The 17,686-nt window shown below is 48.5% G+C and carries 20 protein-coding genes; 12 read left to right on the forward strand and 8 right to left on the reverse strand.

Going from position 1 to position 17,686, the window contains the following annotated elements:
* Window positions 1-48 precede the first annotated feature (48 nt).
* The 3 genes from ftsY to rpmG form a co-directional block, all read right to left on the reverse strand.
* Complete coding sequence (gene ftsY, locus BMW93_RS29510) at window positions 49-1,011, reverse strand: signal recognition particle-docking protein FtsY (protein WP_090385043.1); 963 nt, start codon at window positions 1,009-1,011, stop codon at window positions 49-51.
* Window positions 1,012-1,147: 136 nt separating this feature from the next.
* The gene (locus BMW93_RS29515) at window positions 1,148-1,300 is read right to left on the reverse strand and encodes a DUF4295 domain-containing protein (protein WP_015813059.1); all 153 of its coding nucleotides are present in this window, start codon (window positions 1,298-1,300) and stop codon (window positions 1,148-1,150) included.
* 103 nt (window positions 1,301-1,403) lie between these two features.
* Entirely contained in the window at window positions 1,404-1,586 is a 183-nt protein-coding gene (gene rpmG / locus BMW93_RS29520; protein WP_019944752.1) for a 50S ribosomal protein L33, read from the reverse strand.
* 274 nt (window positions 1,587-1,860) lie between these two features.
* On the opposite strand from rpmG, the gene BMW93_RS29525 reads away from it, so the two are divergent.
* The 3 genes from BMW93_RS29525 to BMW93_RS29535 all read left to right on the forward strand — a co-directional run bounded on the left by BMW93_RS29525 (window position 1,861) and on the right by BMW93_RS29535 (window position 5,178).
* The gene (locus BMW93_RS29525; RefSeq protein ID WP_090385046.1) at window positions 1,861-2,409 is read left to right on the forward strand and encodes a hypothetical protein; all 549 of its coding nucleotides are present in this window, start codon (window positions 1,861-1,863) and stop codon (window positions 2,407-2,409) included.
* A 94-nt stretch (window positions 2,410-2,503) separates the two neighbouring features.
* The gene (gene gatB / locus BMW93_RS29530; RefSeq protein ID WP_090385297.1) at window positions 2,504-3,994 is read left to right on the forward strand and encodes an Asp-tRNA(Asn)/Glu-tRNA(Gln) amidotransferase subunit GatB; all 1,491 of its coding nucleotides are present in this window, start codon (window positions 2,504-2,506) and stop codon (window positions 3,992-3,994) included.
* Between the two features lie 32 nt (window positions 3,995-4,026).
* The gene (locus BMW93_RS29535) at window positions 4,027-5,178 is read left to right on the forward strand and encodes a TlpA disulfide reductase family protein (protein WP_090385049.1); all 1,152 of its coding nucleotides are present in this window, start codon (window positions 4,027-4,029) and stop codon (window positions 5,176-5,178) included.
* Window positions 5,179-5,236: 58 nt separating this feature from the next.
* Here the strand turns inward: BMW93_RS29535 and BMW93_RS29540 are convergent, their stop codons facing one another.
* Entirely contained in the window at window positions 5,237-6,112 is an 876-nt protein-coding gene (locus BMW93_RS29540; RefSeq protein WP_090385051.1) for an NAD(P)-binding domain-containing protein, read from the reverse strand.
* A 16-nt stretch (window positions 6,113-6,128) separates the two neighbouring features.
* On the opposite strand from BMW93_RS29540, the gene BMW93_RS29545 reads away from it, so the two are divergent.
* Both BMW93_RS29545 and BMW93_RS29550 read left to right on the forward strand, forming a co-directional pair.
* On the forward strand, window positions 6,129-7,139 hold the full coding sequence (locus tag BMW93_RS29545; protein WP_090385054.1) for a gliding motility protein: 1,011 nt from the start codon (window positions 6,129-6,131) through the stop codon (window positions 7,137-7,139).
* A gap of 46 nt (window positions 7,140-7,185) precedes the next feature.
* Entirely contained in the window at window positions 7,186-8,271 is a 1,086-nt protein-coding gene (locus BMW93_RS29550) for a complex I subunit 1 family protein (RefSeq protein ID WP_090385056.1), read from the forward strand.
* Here the strand turns inward: BMW93_RS29550 and BMW93_RS29555 are convergent, their stop codons facing one another.
* Genes BMW93_RS29555 through BMW93_RS29565 form a run of 3 tightly spaced genes read right to left on the reverse strand, consistent with a single transcriptional unit; the run spans window position 8,272 to window position 10,660 of the window.
* Complete coding sequence (locus BMW93_RS29555; protein ID WP_090385059.1) at window positions 8,272-8,724, reverse strand: DUF3299 domain-containing protein; 453 nt, start codon at window positions 8,722-8,724, stop codon at window positions 8,272-8,274.
* A gap of 59 nt (window positions 8,725-8,783) precedes the next feature.
* Entirely contained in the window at window positions 8,784-10,028 is a 1,245-nt protein-coding gene (locus BMW93_RS29560; RefSeq protein ID WP_090385061.1) for an FtsX-like permease family protein, read from the reverse strand.
* A gap of 5 nt (window positions 10,029-10,033) precedes the next feature.
* Window positions 10,034-10,660 (reverse strand): ABC transporter ATP-binding protein, encoded by a 627-nt coding sequence (locus BMW93_RS29565; RefSeq protein WP_090385063.1) that lies wholly within the window; start codon window positions 10,658-10,660, stop codon window positions 10,034-10,036.
* 161 nt (window positions 10,661-10,821) lie between these two features.
* Between BMW93_RS29565 and BMW93_RS29570 the strand changes: the two genes are divergently transcribed.
* The 4 genes from BMW93_RS29570 (at window position 10,822) to BMW93_RS29585 (ending at window position 14,019) form a co-directional block, all read left to right on the forward strand.
* A complete protein-coding gene (locus tag BMW93_RS29570; protein ID WP_229240973.1) occupies window positions 10,822-11,841 on the forward strand; it encodes a hypothetical protein in 1,020 nt (339 codons plus the stop codon).
* Between the two features lie 61 nt (window positions 11,842-11,902).
* A complete protein-coding gene (locus BMW93_RS29575) occupies window positions 11,903-12,553 on the forward strand; it encodes a DUF6089 family protein (protein ID WP_090385069.1) in 651 nt (216 codons plus the stop codon).
* 3 nt (window positions 12,554-12,556) lie between these two features.
* Complete coding sequence (locus BMW93_RS29580) at window positions 12,557-13,099, forward strand: DUF2911 domain-containing protein (protein ID WP_090385072.1); 543 nt, start codon at window positions 12,557-12,559, stop codon at window positions 13,097-13,099.
* A gap of 26 nt (window positions 13,100-13,125) precedes the next feature.
* Window positions 13,126-14,019, forward strand: a complete 894-nt coding sequence (locus BMW93_RS29585) for a trypsin-like peptidase domain-containing protein (RefSeq protein ID WP_090385074.1) — start codon at window positions 13,126-13,128, stop codon at window positions 14,017-14,019.
* A gap of 12 nt (window positions 14,020-14,031) precedes the next feature.
* Here the strand turns inward: BMW93_RS29585 and BMW93_RS29590 are convergent, their stop codons facing one another.
* Window positions 14,032-14,727, reverse strand: a complete 696-nt coding sequence (locus tag BMW93_RS29590) for a YjjG family noncanonical pyrimidine nucleotidase (RefSeq protein WP_090385077.1) — start codon at window positions 14,725-14,727, stop codon at window positions 14,032-14,034.
* Between the two features lie 383 nt (window positions 14,728-15,110).
* On the opposite strand from BMW93_RS29590, the gene BMW93_RS29595 reads away from it, so the two are divergent.
* The 3 genes from BMW93_RS29595 to BMW93_RS29610 all read left to right on the forward strand — a co-directional run bounded on the left by BMW93_RS29595 (window position 15,111) and on the right by BMW93_RS29610 (window position 17,676).
* Complete coding sequence (locus BMW93_RS29595; protein ID WP_015813074.1) at window positions 15,111-15,710, forward strand: RNA polymerase sigma factor; 600 nt, start codon at window positions 15,111-15,113, stop codon at window positions 15,708-15,710.
* Window positions 15,711-16,080: 370 nt separating this feature from the next.
* Window positions 16,081-16,743 carry an endonuclease III gene (gene nth / locus BMW93_RS29605; RefSeq protein WP_090385084.1) on the forward strand — a complete coding sequence of 221 codons (663 nt, stop codon included), beginning with the start codon at window positions 16,081-16,083 and terminating at the stop codon, window positions 16,741-16,743.
* Between the two features lie 72 nt (window positions 16,744-16,815).
* Complete coding sequence (locus BMW93_RS29610; RefSeq protein WP_229240977.1) at window positions 16,816-17,676, forward strand: FKBP-type peptidyl-prolyl cis-trans isomerase; 861 nt, start codon at window positions 16,816-16,818, stop codon at window positions 17,674-17,676.
* Window positions 17,677-17,686: the final 10 nt, after the last annotated feature.

Below are 17,686 nucleotides of genomic sequence, written 5' to 3' on the forward strand. Positions count from 1 at the left end.
ACTGAATGGCTTAATCTACGAGCGGTTACCCTCGCTGACCAGCGCCATTTATCCTATTTTCTTAAACAGCGAATCCACAAACTCCGCGCGGTCGAAGACCTGCAAATCGTCCATTTTCTCGCCTACGCCAATGTATTTGACTGGTATTTTAAATTCATCCGAAATCCCGATCACGACGCCGCCTTTTGCGGTTCCGTCGAGTTTGGTGATCGCTAGTGCAGTAATATCGGTTACCTTGGTGAATTCGCGTGCCTGGATCACGGCATTCTGACCGGTGCTGCCGTCGAGGACGAGCAATACTTCGTGAGGTGCATCCGGGATGATCTTCTGCATGACGCGCTTGATCTTCGAAAGCTCGTTCATCAGGTTCACTTTCGTATGCAAACGGCCGGCCGTATCGATAATGATCACGTCCGCGCCGGTTTCGGTACCCTTTTTCAAAGCATCGAACGCTACTGCCGACGGGTCGGTGTTCATTCCGTGGTCGATCACCGGCACATTCACGCGCTGGCCCCAGAGTTTCAGCTGGTCGACTGCCGCCGCACGGAAGGTATCCGCCGCGCCCAGCACCACTTTATGGCCCCGCTGGTGAAACTGGTGCGCGAGTTTACCGATCGTCGTCGTTTTACCTACACCATTCACCCCTACCACCATAATCACATAGGGCTTCGGCAAATGTTCGGTTTCGAAGCTATCCTGGTTATCCACCGATTTGTTCTCCGTCAGCAATGCGGCGATTTCCTCGCGCAGAATGCTGTCGAGCTCGGCTGTCGATGCATATTTATCTCTGGCCACGCGCTCTTCGATGCGTTTGATGACCTTCACGGTCGTTTCCACGCCCACATCCGAGCTCACCAGTATATCTTCCAGTTCATCGAGAACGTCCTCGTCGATGGTGGTTTTACCCACGATCGCCCGTGAGAGTTTGCCAAAGAAGCTATCCTTGGTTTTCTCGAGGCCCTTATCTAATGTTTCTTTTTTCTCCTTTGAAAAAAAGCCAAATAAACCCATAGCGCTGATTACATTTATGGCTCAAAAATAAAACAAAAAAGTCCCGGAAAGGGACTTTTTATAATTCAATATCACGCCCAATGTCAGTCTGAGCGGTCGAAGACAGTCCGAACGAACCGGGTGGGCCCGTCGAAGACTAGTTTTTCAATGCACCCTGTACACCGTCCAGGGGAACGATTTCTTCTTTGAAGGTATAAGCTCCTGTTTTAGGAGATTTTACGGCTTTGATCACTTTCGCAAATGCCTTACCGCCTTCTTTTTTCAGGGTAGCAACTACTTTCTTTGCCATGTCTGTATATCAGTTAGAAGTTATATTGTTAATGATTAACTGTTCCGCGCTTACCCAGTTATTGTTCAGCTTCACGTGACAGTTAACGGGTAACAAGACGAACTTACTTAATTTCTTTGTGGACTGTGTAACGTCTCAGGAAAGAGTTGAATTTCTTCAATTCCATACGGCCTGGCGTATTCTTCCGATTTTTTGTGGTCACGTAACGTGACATGCCTGGAACACCGCTTTCTTTCTGTTCTGTGCATTCCAAAATGACCTGTACTCTATTGCCTTTCTTAGCCATTGCTTTACATCGTTTTACAAATAGGAGTGCAAAAGTAAAGCGTTTTCCTATTAATCGCAACAATCACAGACAAATAAACCGGAAATTTTGCATATTTTTTTCCAACCTGCCCCCCAGTAATAAGTTGTCAGACAAGTCGATACGTCGGGTCTTTTTAGGGATTTCCCCGAATTTCTGTCATGTTCATGAAGGAAATCTAACGCAAACATGCTTTCTTCGTGGTCGATTTGGTATCGCAACCTTAATCTGGCGAAAATTCTTAAAAATTAACAAAATGACACTCAAAAAAAGCGCTTCTTTGGCCCTGATGGCCCTGGCAGTTTCTTTCTTCATCGGTTGTTCGTCCAAGGAAGACCGTGACAAATATGATCAATGGTACGGCTCAGGAAGCAAAGCGCGGGAAGAATCGGCCCTTGTGAAGCTCCAAAGCGATAGAAAAGCAGCAGCAGAGGCTTCGGACAAAGCAAAAGCCGAAGCAGCAGCAAAACCTGCGGCGGCACCCGCAGCTCCCGGCGATACATCAGCCGCAGCAGCTCCCGCAGCCGATGCACCGGCAGCGCCTCCAAAACGCAAACCCGTTCCAGCGGATGTTTCTGCATTGCTCAACAAACATGCGTGCTTTGCTTGCCACCAGGCTTACGACAAGGTGATCGGCCCTGCTTATTCGGAAGTAGCGAAGAAAAAATATACGCCGGACCAGATCGTGGAGCTCGTTCACAATCCGAAACCGGAACACTGGCCCGGCTACCCTCCGATGGCGCCGCTGGCACACGTTCCAAAAGCTGACATTATCGTAATCGCCAACTGGATCAACTCACTCTGATCACTGGCAAAACCGGCTATAATCCATAAAATACGGGCCGTCCATGCTATGGACGGCCCGTATTTGTATCTTTGCGAAAGCATTAGCATATAATATGAGTCAAACCGCAATTCACCCCGCTGACGTTACCGATGAACTTCTGGCCGCTTATGAAACCGTAATCGGGCTCGAAGTACATTGCCAGCTTCTGACGGAATCCAAGCTGTTTACCCGCGATTTCAACATTTTTGGAACAGAACCCAATACCAATATCGGTCCGCTGACGATCGCATTGCCGGGGACTTTGCCCAAAGTCAATAAAAAGGCCGTCGAATACGCCATCCGCCTCGGCATTGCCTGCGGGTGCTCGATTAGTAAAAGGACGATTTTCGACCGTAAAAACTACTTTTACCCGGATCTTCCGAAAGGTTACCAAATTTCGCAGGACAAAAAACCGATCTGCGACCAGGGCGGTGTTACCATTTCCTTTAAGCATGACGGCAAATTCGCCGAGAAAACGATCCGTTTTCACCATATCCATTTGGAAGAAGACGCCGGAAAATCCGTGCACGACGGCAGCCATACCGAAACAATGCTAGATTACAACCGTGCGGGAACGCCACTGGTGGAGATGGTTTCTGAACCGGATTTGCGTTCTGCCGAAGAAACAGGCGCATTCGTGACGGAAATTCGCCGACTGGTGCGTTACCTGGGCATTAGCGACGGTAATATGGAAGAAGGTTCGCTGCGTGCGGACGTGAACGTGTCCCTGCGCAAGAAGGGCGCCGCGGAATATGGAACAAAGGTCGAGATCAAAAACATGAACTCGATCCGCAACATGATGCGGGCCATCGCATACGAAGAGCGCCGCCAGGCCGCAATGCTCGAAAACGGTGAGGCGATCCAGCAGGAAACGCGGATGTTCGACGTGGAAAGCGGACAGACTTACGGAATGCGCGTGAAGGAAACGATGAACGATTACCGCTACTTCCCCGATCCCGACCTGAGCCCGATTGTCGTTTCGGACGAATGGCTGGAAAGCATCAAGGCAAGCATGCCCGCATTACCGCACGAGCTGCGTGAGAAATTTGTGAATCAATATGGTATCCCGGCTTACGATGCCGCGGTATTGACCGATACCCGCGAGCTGGCCGAGTATTTCGAGGCAGTTTGTGCCAAGACAACGCATTTCAAAGCCGTATCAAACTGGCTGATGGGTCCCGTGAAATCGTATCTGAACGATCACCACGGCGACATCGCCCATTTCCCGATCAGTGCCGGAAATCTGGCTGCTTTGATCGAACTGAACGAGTCGGGAGCGGTGAGCCATTCGGTGGCTGCGCAGAAGGTTTTTCCGGTAATGCTGGCCGAGCCAAACCGTGAACCTTCGGAGATCGCATCCTCAAATAACTGGCTGCAAAACAGCAATACAAATGAGCTAGAAACGTTGGTAGATGAGGTAATCGAGGCCATGCCCGACAAGGTTGCAGCTTACAGAAAAGGCAAAAAAGGCTTGATGGGATTGTTCGTCGGCGAAGTGATGAAGAAATCCAACGGGGCCGCCGATCCCAAGCTTGTGAACCAGTTACTGGCGCAAAAATTATAGATCACACATTTGACAATCAGTTACAGAAGATCATGAAGGCATTTATCAAACAGAGTGCATTGGTTTTGGGCGGCGCGTTGCTAAGCTTCCAGGTAATGGCGCAAATCGAACCGAAGGGCTTTTCCATCAACGGAAAGGTTAAAAACGGCTCCAAAGGCGAAAAGGTCATTCTGTCACAATCCACAGCTGCCGGATCTTCTGTTAAACTCGATTCTGCACAAATTGGCGCCGATGGAAGTTTTACACTCAAAGGCGTCGATAAAGACCGCGGCAGCTTTTTCACCGTCAATATCGCCGACCGGCAGAAATTCCCCTTGCTCGTGGAAGGCGGCGAGACATTCAACATCATAGCCGACGGCACAACGCGCGACGATAAGGGCAATGGCGGAAATGTATCCGTTACCGGGTCCAAAAACATGGAGTACTATGCCAAAGTCGACCAGTTGATGCAGGCATTCGCAGCGAAAGTGACTGGCTGGAACGAGCAGTATGCCACGGCGGAAGAGAAAAAAGACTCCAAAAAGATTCAGGAAATACAGCAGGCTTACCAGGCTGCGGAAAAAGAAAGGGTCACTGCATTGCGCCAGATGATCCCGGAAATGGGTACATCGCTTATCGCACTTTTTGCCGCCAACAACTTCCTCACTCCGGAGAGCGATCTGGACGTGTTGAAAAAGTTGGCCGATGATTATTCCAAAGTAGAGCCTGTGCCTACGCTCGCGAAAGGTTTTATCGGTTCTGTCAAAAGAATGGCCGGTCTTGCGGTTGGGGAACAAGCTCCCGATTTCACGCTAAATAGCCCGGAAGGCAAGCAAATCGCATTGTCGTCGTTGCGCGGCAAATATGTGCTGATCGATTTCTGGGCCTCATGGTGCGGCCCTTGCCGGATGGAAAACCCGAATGTGGTGCGGATGTATGGCAAATTCAAGGACAAAGGCTTCGATATCTTCGGCGTATCGCTGGACGATAACGAAAAAGCGTGGAAAACAGCCATCGAACGCGATAAGCTGACCTGGCTGCACGGTTCGGAATTGAAGAAATGGAATTCCGGCGTAGCGCAGAGCTACGGTGTCAATGCGATCCCGGCGACATTCCTGCTCGATAAAGATGGAAAGATCATTGCAAAAAATCTCCGTGGCGCGGCGCTTGAAACCAAGCTGACCGAGTTGCTGGGAGCCCAGTAATATACTTTTTGGTTATAAATAATAAAATCCGCAGAGTTGATCCTGCGGATTTTTTGCGTTAAATGTCTTCCAGCTGGTAATGGAATTGCAGCGGATCGGGATAGCTGAACTCGTATTGATAGGTTTTTGAAAACTTATCCCCTGAAATCAATTTAAAAGCCGGGTGCTGCTCCGGTATTTTGAACGTCGGTGCTTCCCATCCGAACTGCGCACAGGAATCGACGTACACCTCGCTGCGTGTCGGGTGAAAAGGGGCGGTGATGTTGAATGTTTCGTTTTGAATACCTTGCCGGATAATGGCCTGGATAGCACCCGCCGCATCGTCGCGGTGAATGTAATTTACTGGAATATCGCCGGTGGTCATGTCTTTCTGGCCCTGCACGTATTTTCCGGGAATACGGTTATAGCCCAGTAAGCCGCTTAATCGCAGGATAGTCACTGTTTTCTCCGGCCTTAGTGCGGCTATCGCATTCTCCGCCGCGACCATTTCGGGCTGCGCGGAATGCTCCGGTAATTGCACATCCGGCTCGACAGCCGTCTGGCTCAAATCGCGGTACACGCCGGTGGAGCTTACGAAAATTACTTCTTTCGCGGGAGATTGACGGATCGCTTCCGCCACCATCCGCATTTGAGCGGAATAATTTCCGGCCACGTTTTGCGACATGCGTGGCGGGATGGAGATCACGATAATGTCCGATTCGAAAAACGATCCGGACACGGTCGCGTCGAGGCCTGCATCCGGGTTTAATGGCAGCAGGTAACCGTCGATTCCCGCAGCGGCGAACTGATCGAGTTTGGCCTCCGATGTGGTACTACCTTTTACCACCGATGTAATACCGCTCCCCAGTAACCGTTTAGCTAATGGAAACCCCAGCCAGCCGCAGCCCAGGATGCTTATGCGTTTTTTTTCTACTTTTGAAACTTGTTCCGACATACATTCTCTCCGCCAAATGGTTTATTTCAAGTCCTTATTGTGCATTCTGTTTGTAGCTTTTCTCCAATTTTCATGTAAAACCGACCAGCGCAAGGAGGCCGACACGAGCAATATCCGGTTTGAACTGGTTTCCAAAAATCTCGACGAGGCGTTGTTCTCCTGCAAATCGGTCGAAGATGTACAAAAGTTTCTAGATAGCCATCCCGCGCTCGCGCAAGCTTATTTCACGGATAGTCCCGTGGAGCCGGCGAAACTGGCGGCGCATTTGTTCACCATCATTCAGAACCCCGATTTGCAGGCATTCCGCACGCAGCTCGATTCGATCATCGGCGACCGGAAAATCCGCATTCTGAACCCGCTTTCGGATGCTTTCAAGCAAATTAAATACCATTATCCCCAATTCAGGATTCCCGAAGTCGATTTTATCGTTACGGGCTTCACCGGTAACGACCTTTATATTTCCGATTCGCTGATCGTGATCGGCCTCGATTACTTTGCCGGCCCGGCTGCGCGCTACCGTCCTAACGTATATGATTATCAGCTCCGCCGCTACCAGCGCGAGTACATTGTGCCGTCGATCGTTTTCTTCGAATCCAATCAGTTCAATTTCATGAACGTCGGTGATCAGACATTGCTTTCGGATATGATCGGTTATGGCAAAGGCTACGAGTTTGTGAAACAGGTAATGCCTCAAACGCCGGATAGCCTCATTATCGGATATTCAGGGGACGACCTGAGAAAAACGTACAACAGCCAGACGGATATTTGGGCATACTTCATTTCCAGCAAGCTGTTGTACGAGAAAAGCGATTTGAAAAAGCGCAAGTTCATCGACGACCGCCCGTTTACAACCGAAATAGGCAACAAAGTACCAGGCGCGATCGGACGCTGGGTCGGCTGGCGGATCGTAAGCCGTTTTCTGGCCGAAAATCCGGATACAAAGCTGACCGATCTGATGGCTATCGACAATGCGGGCCGAATTTTGCAGGAATCGGGATATAAGGGGCAGACAGACGAAGATGAGTAAGTTTTTTACTTACTTTTGCGTCATACCAATGTCCAGATAGCATTTAATGCCTTTTACGCTCATCATTTTCCTCCTGCTTGTCCCCGGCTTTGTCGTGATCGGTGTGTATCTGGAACGGAAGGTTTCGGCCTTCATTCAGGACCGCCTTGGGCCTATGGAGGTAGGTAAATGGGGGTTATTGCAGCTCTTCGCCGATTTGCTCAAACTACTTCAAAAAGAGGACATTGTTCCGAAAGCTGCCGACCGGCGACTGTTTCTGATCGCTCCTTTTGTCATTTTCATATCTGTTTTTGCAGGATTCGCGGTCGTGCCGCTTGCACCGGAGCTTGCGGGCTCAGGCGCCGCAGTAGGCGTTTTCTTCCTGCTGACAATCGTTTCCGTGGATGTGATCGGGCTGTTAATGGCAGGTTGGGGCTCCAACAACAAGTTTGCACTATATGGCGCCATGCGTGCCGTGGCGCAGATCGTCTCCTATGAAATACCGCTCGGCCTCTCGATATTATGTGTAATCATGCTCACGCAAACGCTCGATTTGCAGGTTATCAGCTACCAGCAAGGCATCTACACACCTGAAACTATGTACCTGTTCGGAATGCGTGAACTGGGGATCGATGTGACGGGAGTGGGAGGATTTCTTTCCTGGAATATCGTACGCAACCCGTTCCTGCTGATCGCCTATGTCGTTTTCTTCATTGCTTCGTTGGCTGAATGCAATCGCGCACCTTTCGACCTTCCCGAAGGTGAATCGGAGCTGGTAGCGGGCTTTCACACGGAATATTCCGGCATGCGCTGGGCATTGTTTATGCTTTCAGAATATGGTATGATGCTGCTGGTGTCGCTGTTGGGGGCTATTCTTTTTCTTGGAAGCTGGAATACGCCTTTGCCAAATATCGGCCCCATAAAGCTGGCAGATTGGACCAGCGGGGCGCCAGGCACATTCTTTGGCTACGTTACGGGCATATTCTGGCTGCTATCCAAAGCGATGTTCGGCATTCTCATACAGATGTGGGCGCGCTGGACACTCCCGCGTCTGCGTGTAGACCAGCTCATGTACCTCGGCTGGAAGGTGCTCACACCCGTAGGACTCGTATTATTCTTTATTTCAGGAATTTGGCGCCTGATCGGCGTCTGATCATTTGACGATCTCCGCGCCGTCCAGAATGTAGTTCATCTGGTAAATATCGTCGGCATTGAGTTTCAATGTACCGGTAAAAGTAAGGCGCTCGTCGGTCTTGAATTTCTTCCCGTCCTTCTTCTTGAAATTCAACGTCATAACCGTTTCCGGGCCTGCACCACCGCAGAAAAAGCACGCACTGAACGGAAATGCAGACAATACATACAAATTGGCCTCCAGATCGACCGGCAGAATGTAACCTGTTATCGAAACCTGCTGGTTTTTCAGCTTCTGTACGCTCGGCCCGAATGTCGGGTGCAGCATGTAGATCGATTCTTCTGCATACCATTTCTTTTTGAAAGAAACGTCCCGCAGGGTTTCCCAGGTTAGTTTCACCGGTTCAATTGCCGGTTTAAATGCGAACAGGGAGACAATGCAGAAAAACAATATGCTGATTTTGACAGATTTCATCAGTATTCCAATTTTGTATTACAATGATTTGTACCGGTTTAACAAATTTACACACATTATTATTCCTCCGCCAGTGTCCGCGAGATATTCAGCCGGTAAATGCCCAGCGAAGGCAATGCAGCCGCGACCACACCGATCGCGATGGCACCGAAAAACAGATAGACCTCTTCGGGTAGCAATGCAAATTTGCCCAGCGAATAATGAAAATCCTGCTCGGCAGATTTGGAAAACACCCACAAGCCAACGCGACTGGCAATGATACCCGCAAAAAATCCGATAACCGCCAGCGAGAGCCCCTCAATAAGCAACATCAGGAATAGCCGCGTGCGCGTCGCCCCCATGGATAGCATGAGCGCCATTTCGTATTTCCTGTCTTTCAATGAGTTATATAAAGAAATAAAAACGCTGACACCGGCAATAGAGATAATGATCAATGCCAGGGTCCGTAATGTTTCAATTCCAACACCTAATAAGGAGAACAGGCGGTTGATCTCGATACTCGGTAATGCGGCTTGCATGGAAGTATTGTCGTTAATCTGACGCGGGATCGTGATCAGGCCCATCGGGTTACGGAACTGGATCAATGCGCTGGTTACGTCCTTCCCTTCTTCGTCCGGCTCGGGGTCGACCTGAGTTTGGCCGGCGCTATGCTCTACTTCCGCCACAGCCGGTGTTTCGGCGCCCTCGGAATGCTCGTGAATATCCCAAACGCTCGATAGCCGCGTCACGATCAACTGATCCACAACCGTGCCGCTCGGCTGGAATATGCCTACGACCTTGTATTTTTTATCCTCGTGCTTCTCCCCTTCCGAATCCAGGCCATGTGAGCCGGAAAACTGGTCTCCGATTTTCAGCTTCGAATCCCGGGCGACCTTGCTGCCGATCGTTACTTCCATGGAGGCATTATATAAATGTCCTTCGGCCAGTTTCGCATTGAAATGCTCGATGTATTTAGGCGTAGTACCCAGAATGCGGAAACCCTGGTAGTTGTCGCCCATCGACAGCGGGATCACCGATTTCACGAACGGGTTCTTCCGAAGCGCATTCACTTCGGCCAGCGGGATATTGCCGGTAGGCGCGTCGATCTGGTAAATGCTGGAAAGGATCACCTGCAGCGGGCTGCCTTTGGCGCCTACTACCATATCGATGCCTTTCAAATTGCGCTTGAACTGCTCGTCGAGCTGTTTATTGAGGAGCAGAAGCAGGGATATCATGCCAATGCCGAGGGTCAATAGCAATGCACTCAAAAAACTGTTGAGCTTTTTTTCCCTCAGGTTGGCAATGCTGATCTTGAAGAGGTTCATATATTTTAAAGGAAAACCTGGTTAGGGAATTCATCTTTGAGGCGCTGGTCGTGGGTAACCACTACCAGGCTGGCACTTATTTGCGCAGACTGCTTTTTCAAAAGCTGGATTACGCGGTGGCAGTTGTCGTCGTCGAGGTTCGAGGTGGGCTCGTCGGCGAGAATGATGTTCGGATTGTTCATCAGGGAGCGGGCAATGCTTACACGTTGCTGTTCGCCCTGACTGAGCTGGTTCGTTTTTTTGGACAAATGCTCAGCAAAACCGAGCTCCTCGGCCAGGTGACGGGCTTTCTGTCGGTCTTCCTTCTGATTGGCCAGGTAATTGGACAGCAAAATGTTATCCATCACCGAAAGCGAGCTCACGAAATGCGGGCGTTGATAGATAATGCCGATATTTTTAGCCCGGGTAGCAGTAATTTCCTGCGGTGTCAGGTTTTTCACCGATTTACCCGCGATAACCACATCTCCTGATTCAGGCGTCAGCAACAACGCCAGTAAATGCAGCAATGTAGTCTTTCCCCTGCCCGACTGACCGAGGATAAGAAGTGTTTCTTTATCATTGCAATGAATATCGGGGAAGTTGAATTTTTTCTGAGCGGAATAAGAAAACCGTAGCTGGTTACTCGAAATCATTTTCTGTGGCGCTTTTTGAATACACAATGATAAGCAAGATTTGCGGCGTTTCTAAAAAATCATATCCACACAAATAAAACATTGTTAAAATCGTTGAAATGGTGTTGCATCCTGAAGAAAACCAACAACTATTCTATTTTTGCAAAAAAATCGATCTGAAAATGCGTAGAAATTTCGACTTGAAAAGAGTATCCGGAGCGTTGGCTTTAACCCTGGTTCTAGGGCTATTACTGTCGGGCAACGACGTAATAGCACAAAGCAGGGGTTTCTTCGTTCCCTATTCTACGGCAGGTTTTGGTATTGGTACTTCCAGCTACTATGGCGACCTCGCCCCGTATCGCCGTCCGTTGGCCTCTACCTTCAAAATGGTCCGCTGGAGTGTCGGCGGAAACTATACACGCCATTTTACACCACGCCTGGCCGCACGCGCCAGCTTCATTTACGCAAGAATCGCCGGTGACGACTATATTATGAACCGCGATTCGAAACATGAGACCAGCGTCTATTACGCGCGGAACCTGCATTTCCGCAATGATCTCAAAGAATTTTCTGTTCAGGGTATTTACAAACTGACGCCCGACAACCGGAGCTACGACCGCCGTCCGCAATTGGGCTGGTATTTGTTCGCCGGTGTCGCGCTTACCGCACATAACCCGAAAGCCCTTGATTCACTGAAAGGTGACTGGGTAAAATTGCAGCCGCTGGGAACCGAAGGGCAGGGTAATGAAGGTTACGAGAAACCGTATTCACTGGTTCAGTTCGCTATTCCGGTCGGTATCGGTGTCCGTTACAAAATCAACTCAAAGTTCGACGTTTCTGCTGAACTGGGCTACCGCAAAACTTTCACAGATTACCTCGACGACGCGCACGGCAATTATGCCGACCCGGCGCTTTTTGCGGATGATCCGTTGGCCGCACACATGGCAAACCGCACTACCGAGCAGTTCGCGGTGCGCAAGGGTGTCGACAGGACGGTAGGAGTCGGAAATTTTCTTAATGCCAACTATCCAGGTGTTTTACCGGAAGGAGCTAACCCGCTGCAAGTATTGCCTACCACCGGCTTCGGAGCCCCAGGCACGCCACGCGGCAATAGCCCGACCCAAAAGGATGCTTACCTTTTCGGTATGATCAGCATCCATTATATGCTGCCTTCGCAGGTAAAATGTCCGCCACTGAGATAATTAACTTACCCCGTTGAAATACATTTTCAGACATTTGAATAGACAATACTTGCCGGCTTCAATGCTGGCAGGTATTTGTTTTTTTATGGCCGTCACGTGTGCGCATGCGCAGCGGGTAGAGATAGGTGCGGGCGTGGGAGGCTTCAACTACCGCGGGGACATTTCGCCTACTTTTCGTTTTCGTTTTTTCAAACCGGCCGGAAGCCTTTTCTTCCGTTTCAATCCGAGCCAGGCTCTCTCGCTTCGTGCGGAAGTTGCCGGTGGCTTCATCGGTGCCGACGATCAAAAAAGCGATGATCCTTTTCAGCAAGTAAGAAATATGTCGTTCCGTACCACCATATTCGAAGGCAGTGCGGTAGCGGAATATAACTTCCTCAATTTTCAGGATCGCCGGTTTGCCGTCAATTGGAGCCCTTATGTTTTCGGAGGGTTGGGTTTCAACAAATTTGACCCGAATATCCAGACGAGTTCCTATAAAACTTCCGGGCTTGTACTCCCTTATGGCGTAGGCATCAAATACCAAATCCGTCGCCCGTGGAACATCGGGCTCGAATACGGTACCCGGAAAACTTTCACGGATTACCTCGACAACCTCGGCGGCGATCCCACATCCACCGACAAATTCCAGCAGGGCGATCCTTCCGTGAAGGATACTTATTTTTACGTGCGCCTTTCTGTTAGTTACACATTCTACAAAATCTTCTGTCCCTGATTTATGAAAAGAGTTTTACTGATTGTCTTTGCCTTAATTATCGTTGCATTAGCAGGCTTTTGGGGAGTCAGAAAATATACCAAATCGTTTAGTCCGGAGGCAGTAGCTGAAACCAGTCAGAATAGGGTTAAAATCAAAGTTTCCTACGGACAGCCCAGCAAGAAAGGCCGGCTGATTTTCGGCAGGGAGCAAGATAAAGCATTACTCCCCTACGGAAAAGTATGGCGCACCGGTGCCAATGAGGCAACACTACTCGAATTGGAAGAAGATGTAACGATGGGGGGCAAACTGGTAAAAGCCGGCACCTATTCGCTTTTTTCGGTACCTGGGCAGAGCAGTTGGAAAATCATCCTCAATTCCGAAACCGGCCAATGGGGCACGGAATATAACGACGGCAAAAATGTCATGAGTGTGGAAGTACCTATCCGCATCCGTCCGTCGGTCCAGGAAATTTTTCACATTTATTTTGAAGAAATCCCCAATGGTGTCGATATGGTCCTGAGCTGGGACCAGACGGAGGCACTCGTTCCCTTTACCCACCCTTAGTTCGATATGGCCTCGGCCAGTTTTTTATGTTTGTTGATGCTATTGAAAAAATAGATCAGTTTACCCGTCCGGTTCACTTTATCATCCGATATTACGCAGGGAGCGACATCGTTCCGGGTACGGCTACATTGTTTTTTGTCAATGAAGATGGCTTCGCGGTCACGTGCAGGCATGTCGCGCGGCAAATCCTGTATGCCAATAGTATTTATGAAAACTATCTGAAATTCAAGGGCGAACTGCGCCAATTCGAGAAAGATCCCGGGCTTGCCACGCAACGCAACTTGCTGGAAACCAAATACAAGATCGCGCCGGACAGCCCGATCCGCATTCTATTTAATTTCATCCATTGCGTATCGGCGTATAAAGGGCTCTCCATTCATCTGCATCCGACGCAGGATCTGGCAATCATCCAGTTCCGAAATTATGAATCGAAGCAATACCAGTCCCATGCACATTTCCTGAAAGATTCCAGGATGGTGAAACAAGGCCGCTATTTGTGCCGGCTAGGCTACCCGTTCCCGGAATTCACCAATTACCGGTACAACAAGCATACGGGGGACATCGAATGGACCACCGATGGGAAGATTAAAACCCCCAGTTTCCCGATCGACGGCATTATCACCCGCCATATCGGTGATAACAGCGAGGTCGTGGGCATCGAAATGAGCACACCGGGTCTACGTGGCCAGAGCGGTGGTCCGCTGTTCGACCAGAACGGGATTATTTACGGAATGCAAAGCTCCACCCGTCACCTGCATTTGGGATTCGACCAGGTCAATCGCGAGGTAACCATTGATGGACACCGGAAAAGAGTTTCCAATTACCCTTTCCTGAATGTCGGGCAATGCGTGCATGTAGACGTAATCAAGCAATTTTTAAAGGAAAAACATATTCGATATTACGAAGCGGACCCTGCCTAGCCATTCGCATCATTACAATACAAGCAAAAGCTCTTCGAGTCTCCGAATGTTATAGGTAGGCTCCTCGTCGAACTGCAATCCGGCCGGGTTCATGTAAGCGGTATCCATACCTACTTGCTTTGCTCCCAGAATATCGGCGATCCAGTTATCACCGACCATCAGGCTTTCTCCCGCCGTGGTTTGCGCGAGGTCCAATGCATGCTCGAAAATGCGGCGGTCGGGCTTTTTGGCGCTGGCCGTTTCAAATGTGACGACATGATCGAAGAAATGGCCGATTTCCGAGCTGGCGATCTTCCTCGCCTGGATTTCATTGAAGCCATTGGTAATAATGTGCATTCCGTAGCCTGCCGCAGAAACGTAATTCAATAAATCGAGCGCCCCTTCGAGCAAATGCTTCTTTGTCGGCAGCGAAGTAAGGTATAGCTCCCCGATCTCCGTATGCTCGGGCGGGCATTCGGCCCCCAATTCTTCAAAAACCATGCGGAACCGGTTCTCGCGTATATAGCTATGGTGCAACTGTCCCCTATCGAACTTATCCCACAACGCAGTATTGATTTTAAGGAATGAACACACAAATGCTTCCAAAGACGGAATACCGTAACGTGTAAGCTGGTGATGGTGGAAAATCTCTTCCAGGGATTCGGACGAATTTCTTTCAAAATCCCAAAGTGTGTGGTCCAAATCGAAGAAGATATGCTTGTATTTCATATCTGGTAAAAATTCAATTTTTATAAGAAAAGTGAAATTACGATGCGCGAGTGAAAAAAGTAGCGGTCTGCACACTAAAATCGATCTAACTTGACACGCACATCGTAGGTTATGTATTAAGTACTATTATTTATTCTAATATGTATACATGCCGGTAACAACGAACACGACGCATCTAAAACATGCACAACTTGTTAACATCTGTTAACGGGAAATAATTTTTCTGCAAAAAGGAACTCAAACATTTGCAAATTATTTTCCAAATCCATTTCTTTGATTCGTATAATTCGAAATGCCGAAAAGTCACATCTAATTTTTCACCAAACCAGAAAGGAGAAACAATATCGACGAACTGCTCTACGTTAACTAAATCGAATAGTAAAATGGAGAAAGTCCAAGTTAGCGACAGTGAGTTGGTAACATTGTATATCCGGGGCAATGAGAAGGCTTTCGAAAAGCTTGTTCAACGCCATAAGTCGAGAATATACACCACTATTTATCTGATTGTCAAGGATCAATATGTAGCCGAAGATTTATTACAGGATACATTTATTAAAGCTGTTGACACGATTAAAGGTGGTAGATATAACGACGAAGGTAAGTTCCTACCATGGATTATACGAATCGCACACAACCTCGCCATTGATTATTTCAGACGCGATAAACGCTACCCCAATGTAGTGTTCGAAGATGGGAGCAGTGTTTTCAACACGCTGGATTTTTCGGAAGATTCCGTTGAGTCGATCCAGATTCGTCAGGAGACACATGAGCAGCTGCGGGAGATGATCCAGCGGTTGCCCGACGTGCAAAAGCAAGTTCTGATCATGCGCCACTATGAGGACATGAGCTTTCAGGAAATTGCCGATGCCACGGGTGTGAGTATTAATACGGCATTGGGGAGAATGCGTTACGCGTTGATAAACCTGCGTAAGCAATTTAACCAACGTGCCCCACAGTATGACAAAAACCTTTACCTACGATGATGTTGTAAGGTATCTATATGCCGAAACAACTGAGAATGAAAATGAACAGATTGTTGAGGCGCTCGCACTTGACGATAACTTGATGAACTTTTATCTCGATTCCCTGGAAATCCAGAATCAGATGAATAAGATCACCCGGACTCCTTCCGAGAATGTGATTTCAGAAGTTTTCAGATATTCGCGACAATTCTCTTCTAAAAGATCTGCTGCACTCCTGTATTAGGGCGAGTCGGCAGATTTTTTTGTTTCCAGCTATCGGTCCGGTGGCTGGAAATTGTCATTACTTTTAAGATTTGGATCGGAACGTCGGCCTCCGTACCCATGAGATTTCTGTGTCGGAATTCGTTCCTTCCAGAACCATGATCGTATTATGTTAAAAAAAGAACGTTATAAATACTTCCTGGACTATTTTACCCAAAATTTTCCGGAACCTGAAACCGAGCTGCATTATTCCAACCCGTACGAGTTACTGGTGGCGGTAATCCTTTCCGCACAGTGTACCGACAAGCGCGTGAACATAGTCACACCAAAACTTTTCGAGCGCTTCCCGGACCCCGAGTCACTGGCAGCCTCTAACGCGGAAGAAGTTTTTACCTATATCCGATCCATTTCCTACCCCAACAATAAGGCGAAACACCTGGTAGGCATGGCGCGAATGCTGGTTGAGCAGTTTCACTCGGAAGTCCCGTCGACAGTCGAGGAATTGCAAAAAATGCCGGGCGTCGGCCGTAAAACGGCTAATGTAATCGCATCCGTGATTTTCAGCATGCCGGCCATGGCGGTCGATACGCACGTTTTCAGGGTATCGCGGCGGCTTGGCCTGGTGCCCCTCACTGCGAAGACGCCATTAGCAGTGGAGAAGGAGCTGGTAAGCCATATTCCCAAGAATTTGATCCACAAGGCACATCATTGGTTGATCCTGCACGGGCGTTACGTATGTACAGCGCGCAACCCGCAATGCTTCCAGTGCCCGCTGTCGCCATTTTGCAAATACTTTGAAAAAAATGTAAAAATCGACGTTTTTCACTCGTGATTACAACCAATCCGGACTCCACGGCGTCTACCCTGAAACTAAAACAGTCCCCATTAATTACTTAGAAAAGAAATGAAGCGTATTAATCTGGTGTGGTGTCTACTGCTGACAATGATGATCGGCTTTTCATCTTGTATGAAAGACGATAATAAGGATGAAGAGAAAATCGTAGAAAATGAGGCAGAAATAGAAGCTTTCCTGAAAGCCGACAGCCAAGGCAGTACAGCGGCAAGAGATAGTAGCGGAATCCACTACATTATCCGAAAGTCCAATCCTTCCGGCTCGTACACCAAAAAAGGTGACGGCGCTACGGTCAAGCTCAATGGTTACCTTCTTAACGGCACAAAAGTCCTGTCTATAGAAAAAGATTCATCTATCAGTTTCCCCGTACTAGGCTACTCTACTGGCCTACCGGGACTGGAACGAGCTATTTTCCTTTTAAAAACGGGAGAAAAGGCAACATTCCTGCTCCCATATTATCTCGCATTTGGAAATATTGATCGTGTAAATATCCCTGCATATTCTGTAATAAGGCTCGAACTGGAATTCATTAAGACACGAACAGAGCAACAACAGATAGATGATTTTCTAAAAGTTAAGAATTTCCCTATTTCTGAGCGCACCAGCGATGGTCTCGTATTAGTGCGAACAAACACAGTGACCGGCGACACATTAGGTGTTGGCAAATCGGTGACAGTAAAATATATTGGCAAGTTTCTGGACGACAAGAAATTTGGTGAAGGAAGTTTCAATCATACTACTGGAACAAGCGGAATCATTCCGGGATTTGATCGGGCAATAAGAAAAATGAGAAAGACTGAAAAAGCGATCGTTATATTTCCATCTCCTTTGGGCTACAAAGATTTAGGAAGTTCTGATGGTGTAATCCCAAGATACACCCCTTTACAGTTCGAACTAGAAATACTTCCGTAGAATTAATTTA

The sequence above is a fragment of the Dyadobacter sp. SG02 genome, from assembly GCF_900109045.1.
Taxonomy (GTDB): Bacteria; Bacteroidota; Bacteroidia; order Cytophagales; family Spirosomataceae; genus Dyadobacter.

What these genes read in the sequence shown, in the direction of transcription:
- BMW93_RS29525 (WP_090385046.1), top strand. Translation starts at nt 1,861, where the DNA reads ATGACACTCAAAAAAAGCGCTTCTTTGGCCCTGATGGCCCTGGCAGTT.
- BMW93_RS29515 (WP_015813059.1), bottom strand. Translation starts at nt 1,300, where the DNA reads ATGGCAAAGAAAGTAGTTGCTACCCTGAAAAAAGAAGGCGGTAAGGCA.
- nth (WP_090385084.1), top strand. Translation starts at nt 16,081, where the DNA reads ATGTTAAAAAAAGAACGTTATAAATACTTCCTGGACTATTTTACCCAA.
- BMW93_RS29590 (WP_090385077.1), bottom strand. Translation starts at nt 14,727, where the DNA reads ATGAAATACAAGCATATCTTCTTCGATTTGGACCACACACTTTGGGAT.
- ftsY (WP_090385043.1), bottom strand. Translation starts at nt 1,011, where the DNA reads ATGGGTTTATTTGGCTTTTTTTCAAAGGAGAAAAAAGAAACATTAGAT.
- gatB (WP_090385297.1), top strand. Translation starts at nt 2,504, where the DNA reads ATGAGTCAAACCGCAATTCACCCCGCTGACGTTACCGATGAACTTCTG.
- BMW93_RS29585 (WP_090385074.1), top strand. Translation starts at nt 13,126, where the DNA reads ATGTTTGTTGATGCTATTGAAAAAATAGATCAGTTTACCCGTCCGGTT.
- BMW93_RS29560 (WP_090385061.1), bottom strand. Translation starts at nt 10,028, where the DNA reads ATGAACCTCTTCAAGATCAGCATTGCCAACCTGAGGGAAAAAAAGCTC.
- BMW93_RS29570 (WP_229240973.1), top strand. Translation starts at nt 10,822, where the DNA reads ATGCGTAGAAATTTCGACTTGAAAAGAGTATCCGGAGCGTTGGCTTTA.
- BMW93_RS29595 (WP_015813074.1), top strand. Translation starts at nt 15,111, where the DNA reads ATGGAGAAAGTCCAAGTTAGCGACAGTGAGTTGGTAACATTGTATATC.
- BMW93_RS29550 (WP_090385056.1), top strand. Translation starts at nt 7,186, where the DNA reads ATGCCTTTTACGCTCATCATTTTCCTCCTGCTTGTCCCCGGCTTTGTC.
- BMW93_RS29565 (WP_090385063.1), bottom strand. Translation starts at nt 10,660, where the DNA reads ATGATTTCGAGTAACCAGCTACGGTTTTCTTATTCCGCTCAGAAAAAA.
- BMW93_RS29555 (WP_090385059.1), bottom strand. Translation starts at nt 8,724, where the DNA reads ATGAAATCTGTCAAAATCAGCATATTGTTTTTCTGCATTGTCTCCCTG.
- BMW93_RS29535 (WP_090385049.1), top strand. Translation starts at nt 4,027, where the DNA reads ATGAAGGCATTTATCAAACAGAGTGCATTGGTTTTGGGCGGCGCGTTG.
- BMW93_RS29540 (WP_090385051.1), bottom strand. Translation starts at nt 6,112, where the DNA reads ATGTCGGAACAAGTTTCAAAAGTAGAAAAAAAACGCATAAGCATCCTG.
- BMW93_RS29545 (WP_090385054.1), top strand. Translation starts at nt 6,129, where the DNA reads ATGGTTTATTTCAAGTCCTTATTGTGCATTCTGTTTGTAGCTTTTCTC.
- BMW93_RS29610 (WP_229240977.1), top strand. Translation starts at nt 16,816, where the DNA reads ATGAAGCGTATTAATCTGGTGTGGTGTCTACTGCTGACAATGATGATC.
- rpmG (WP_019944752.1), bottom strand. Translation starts at nt 1,586, where the DNA reads ATGGCTAAGAAAGGCAATAGAGTACAGGTCATTTTGGAATGCACAGAA.
- BMW93_RS29575 (WP_090385069.1), top strand. Translation starts at nt 11,903, where the DNA reads ATGCTGGCAGGTATTTGTTTTTTTATGGCCGTCACGTGTGCGCATGCG.
- BMW93_RS29580 (WP_090385072.1), top strand. Translation starts at nt 12,557, where the DNA reads ATGAAAAGAGTTTTACTGATTGTCTTTGCCTTAATTATCGTTGCATTA.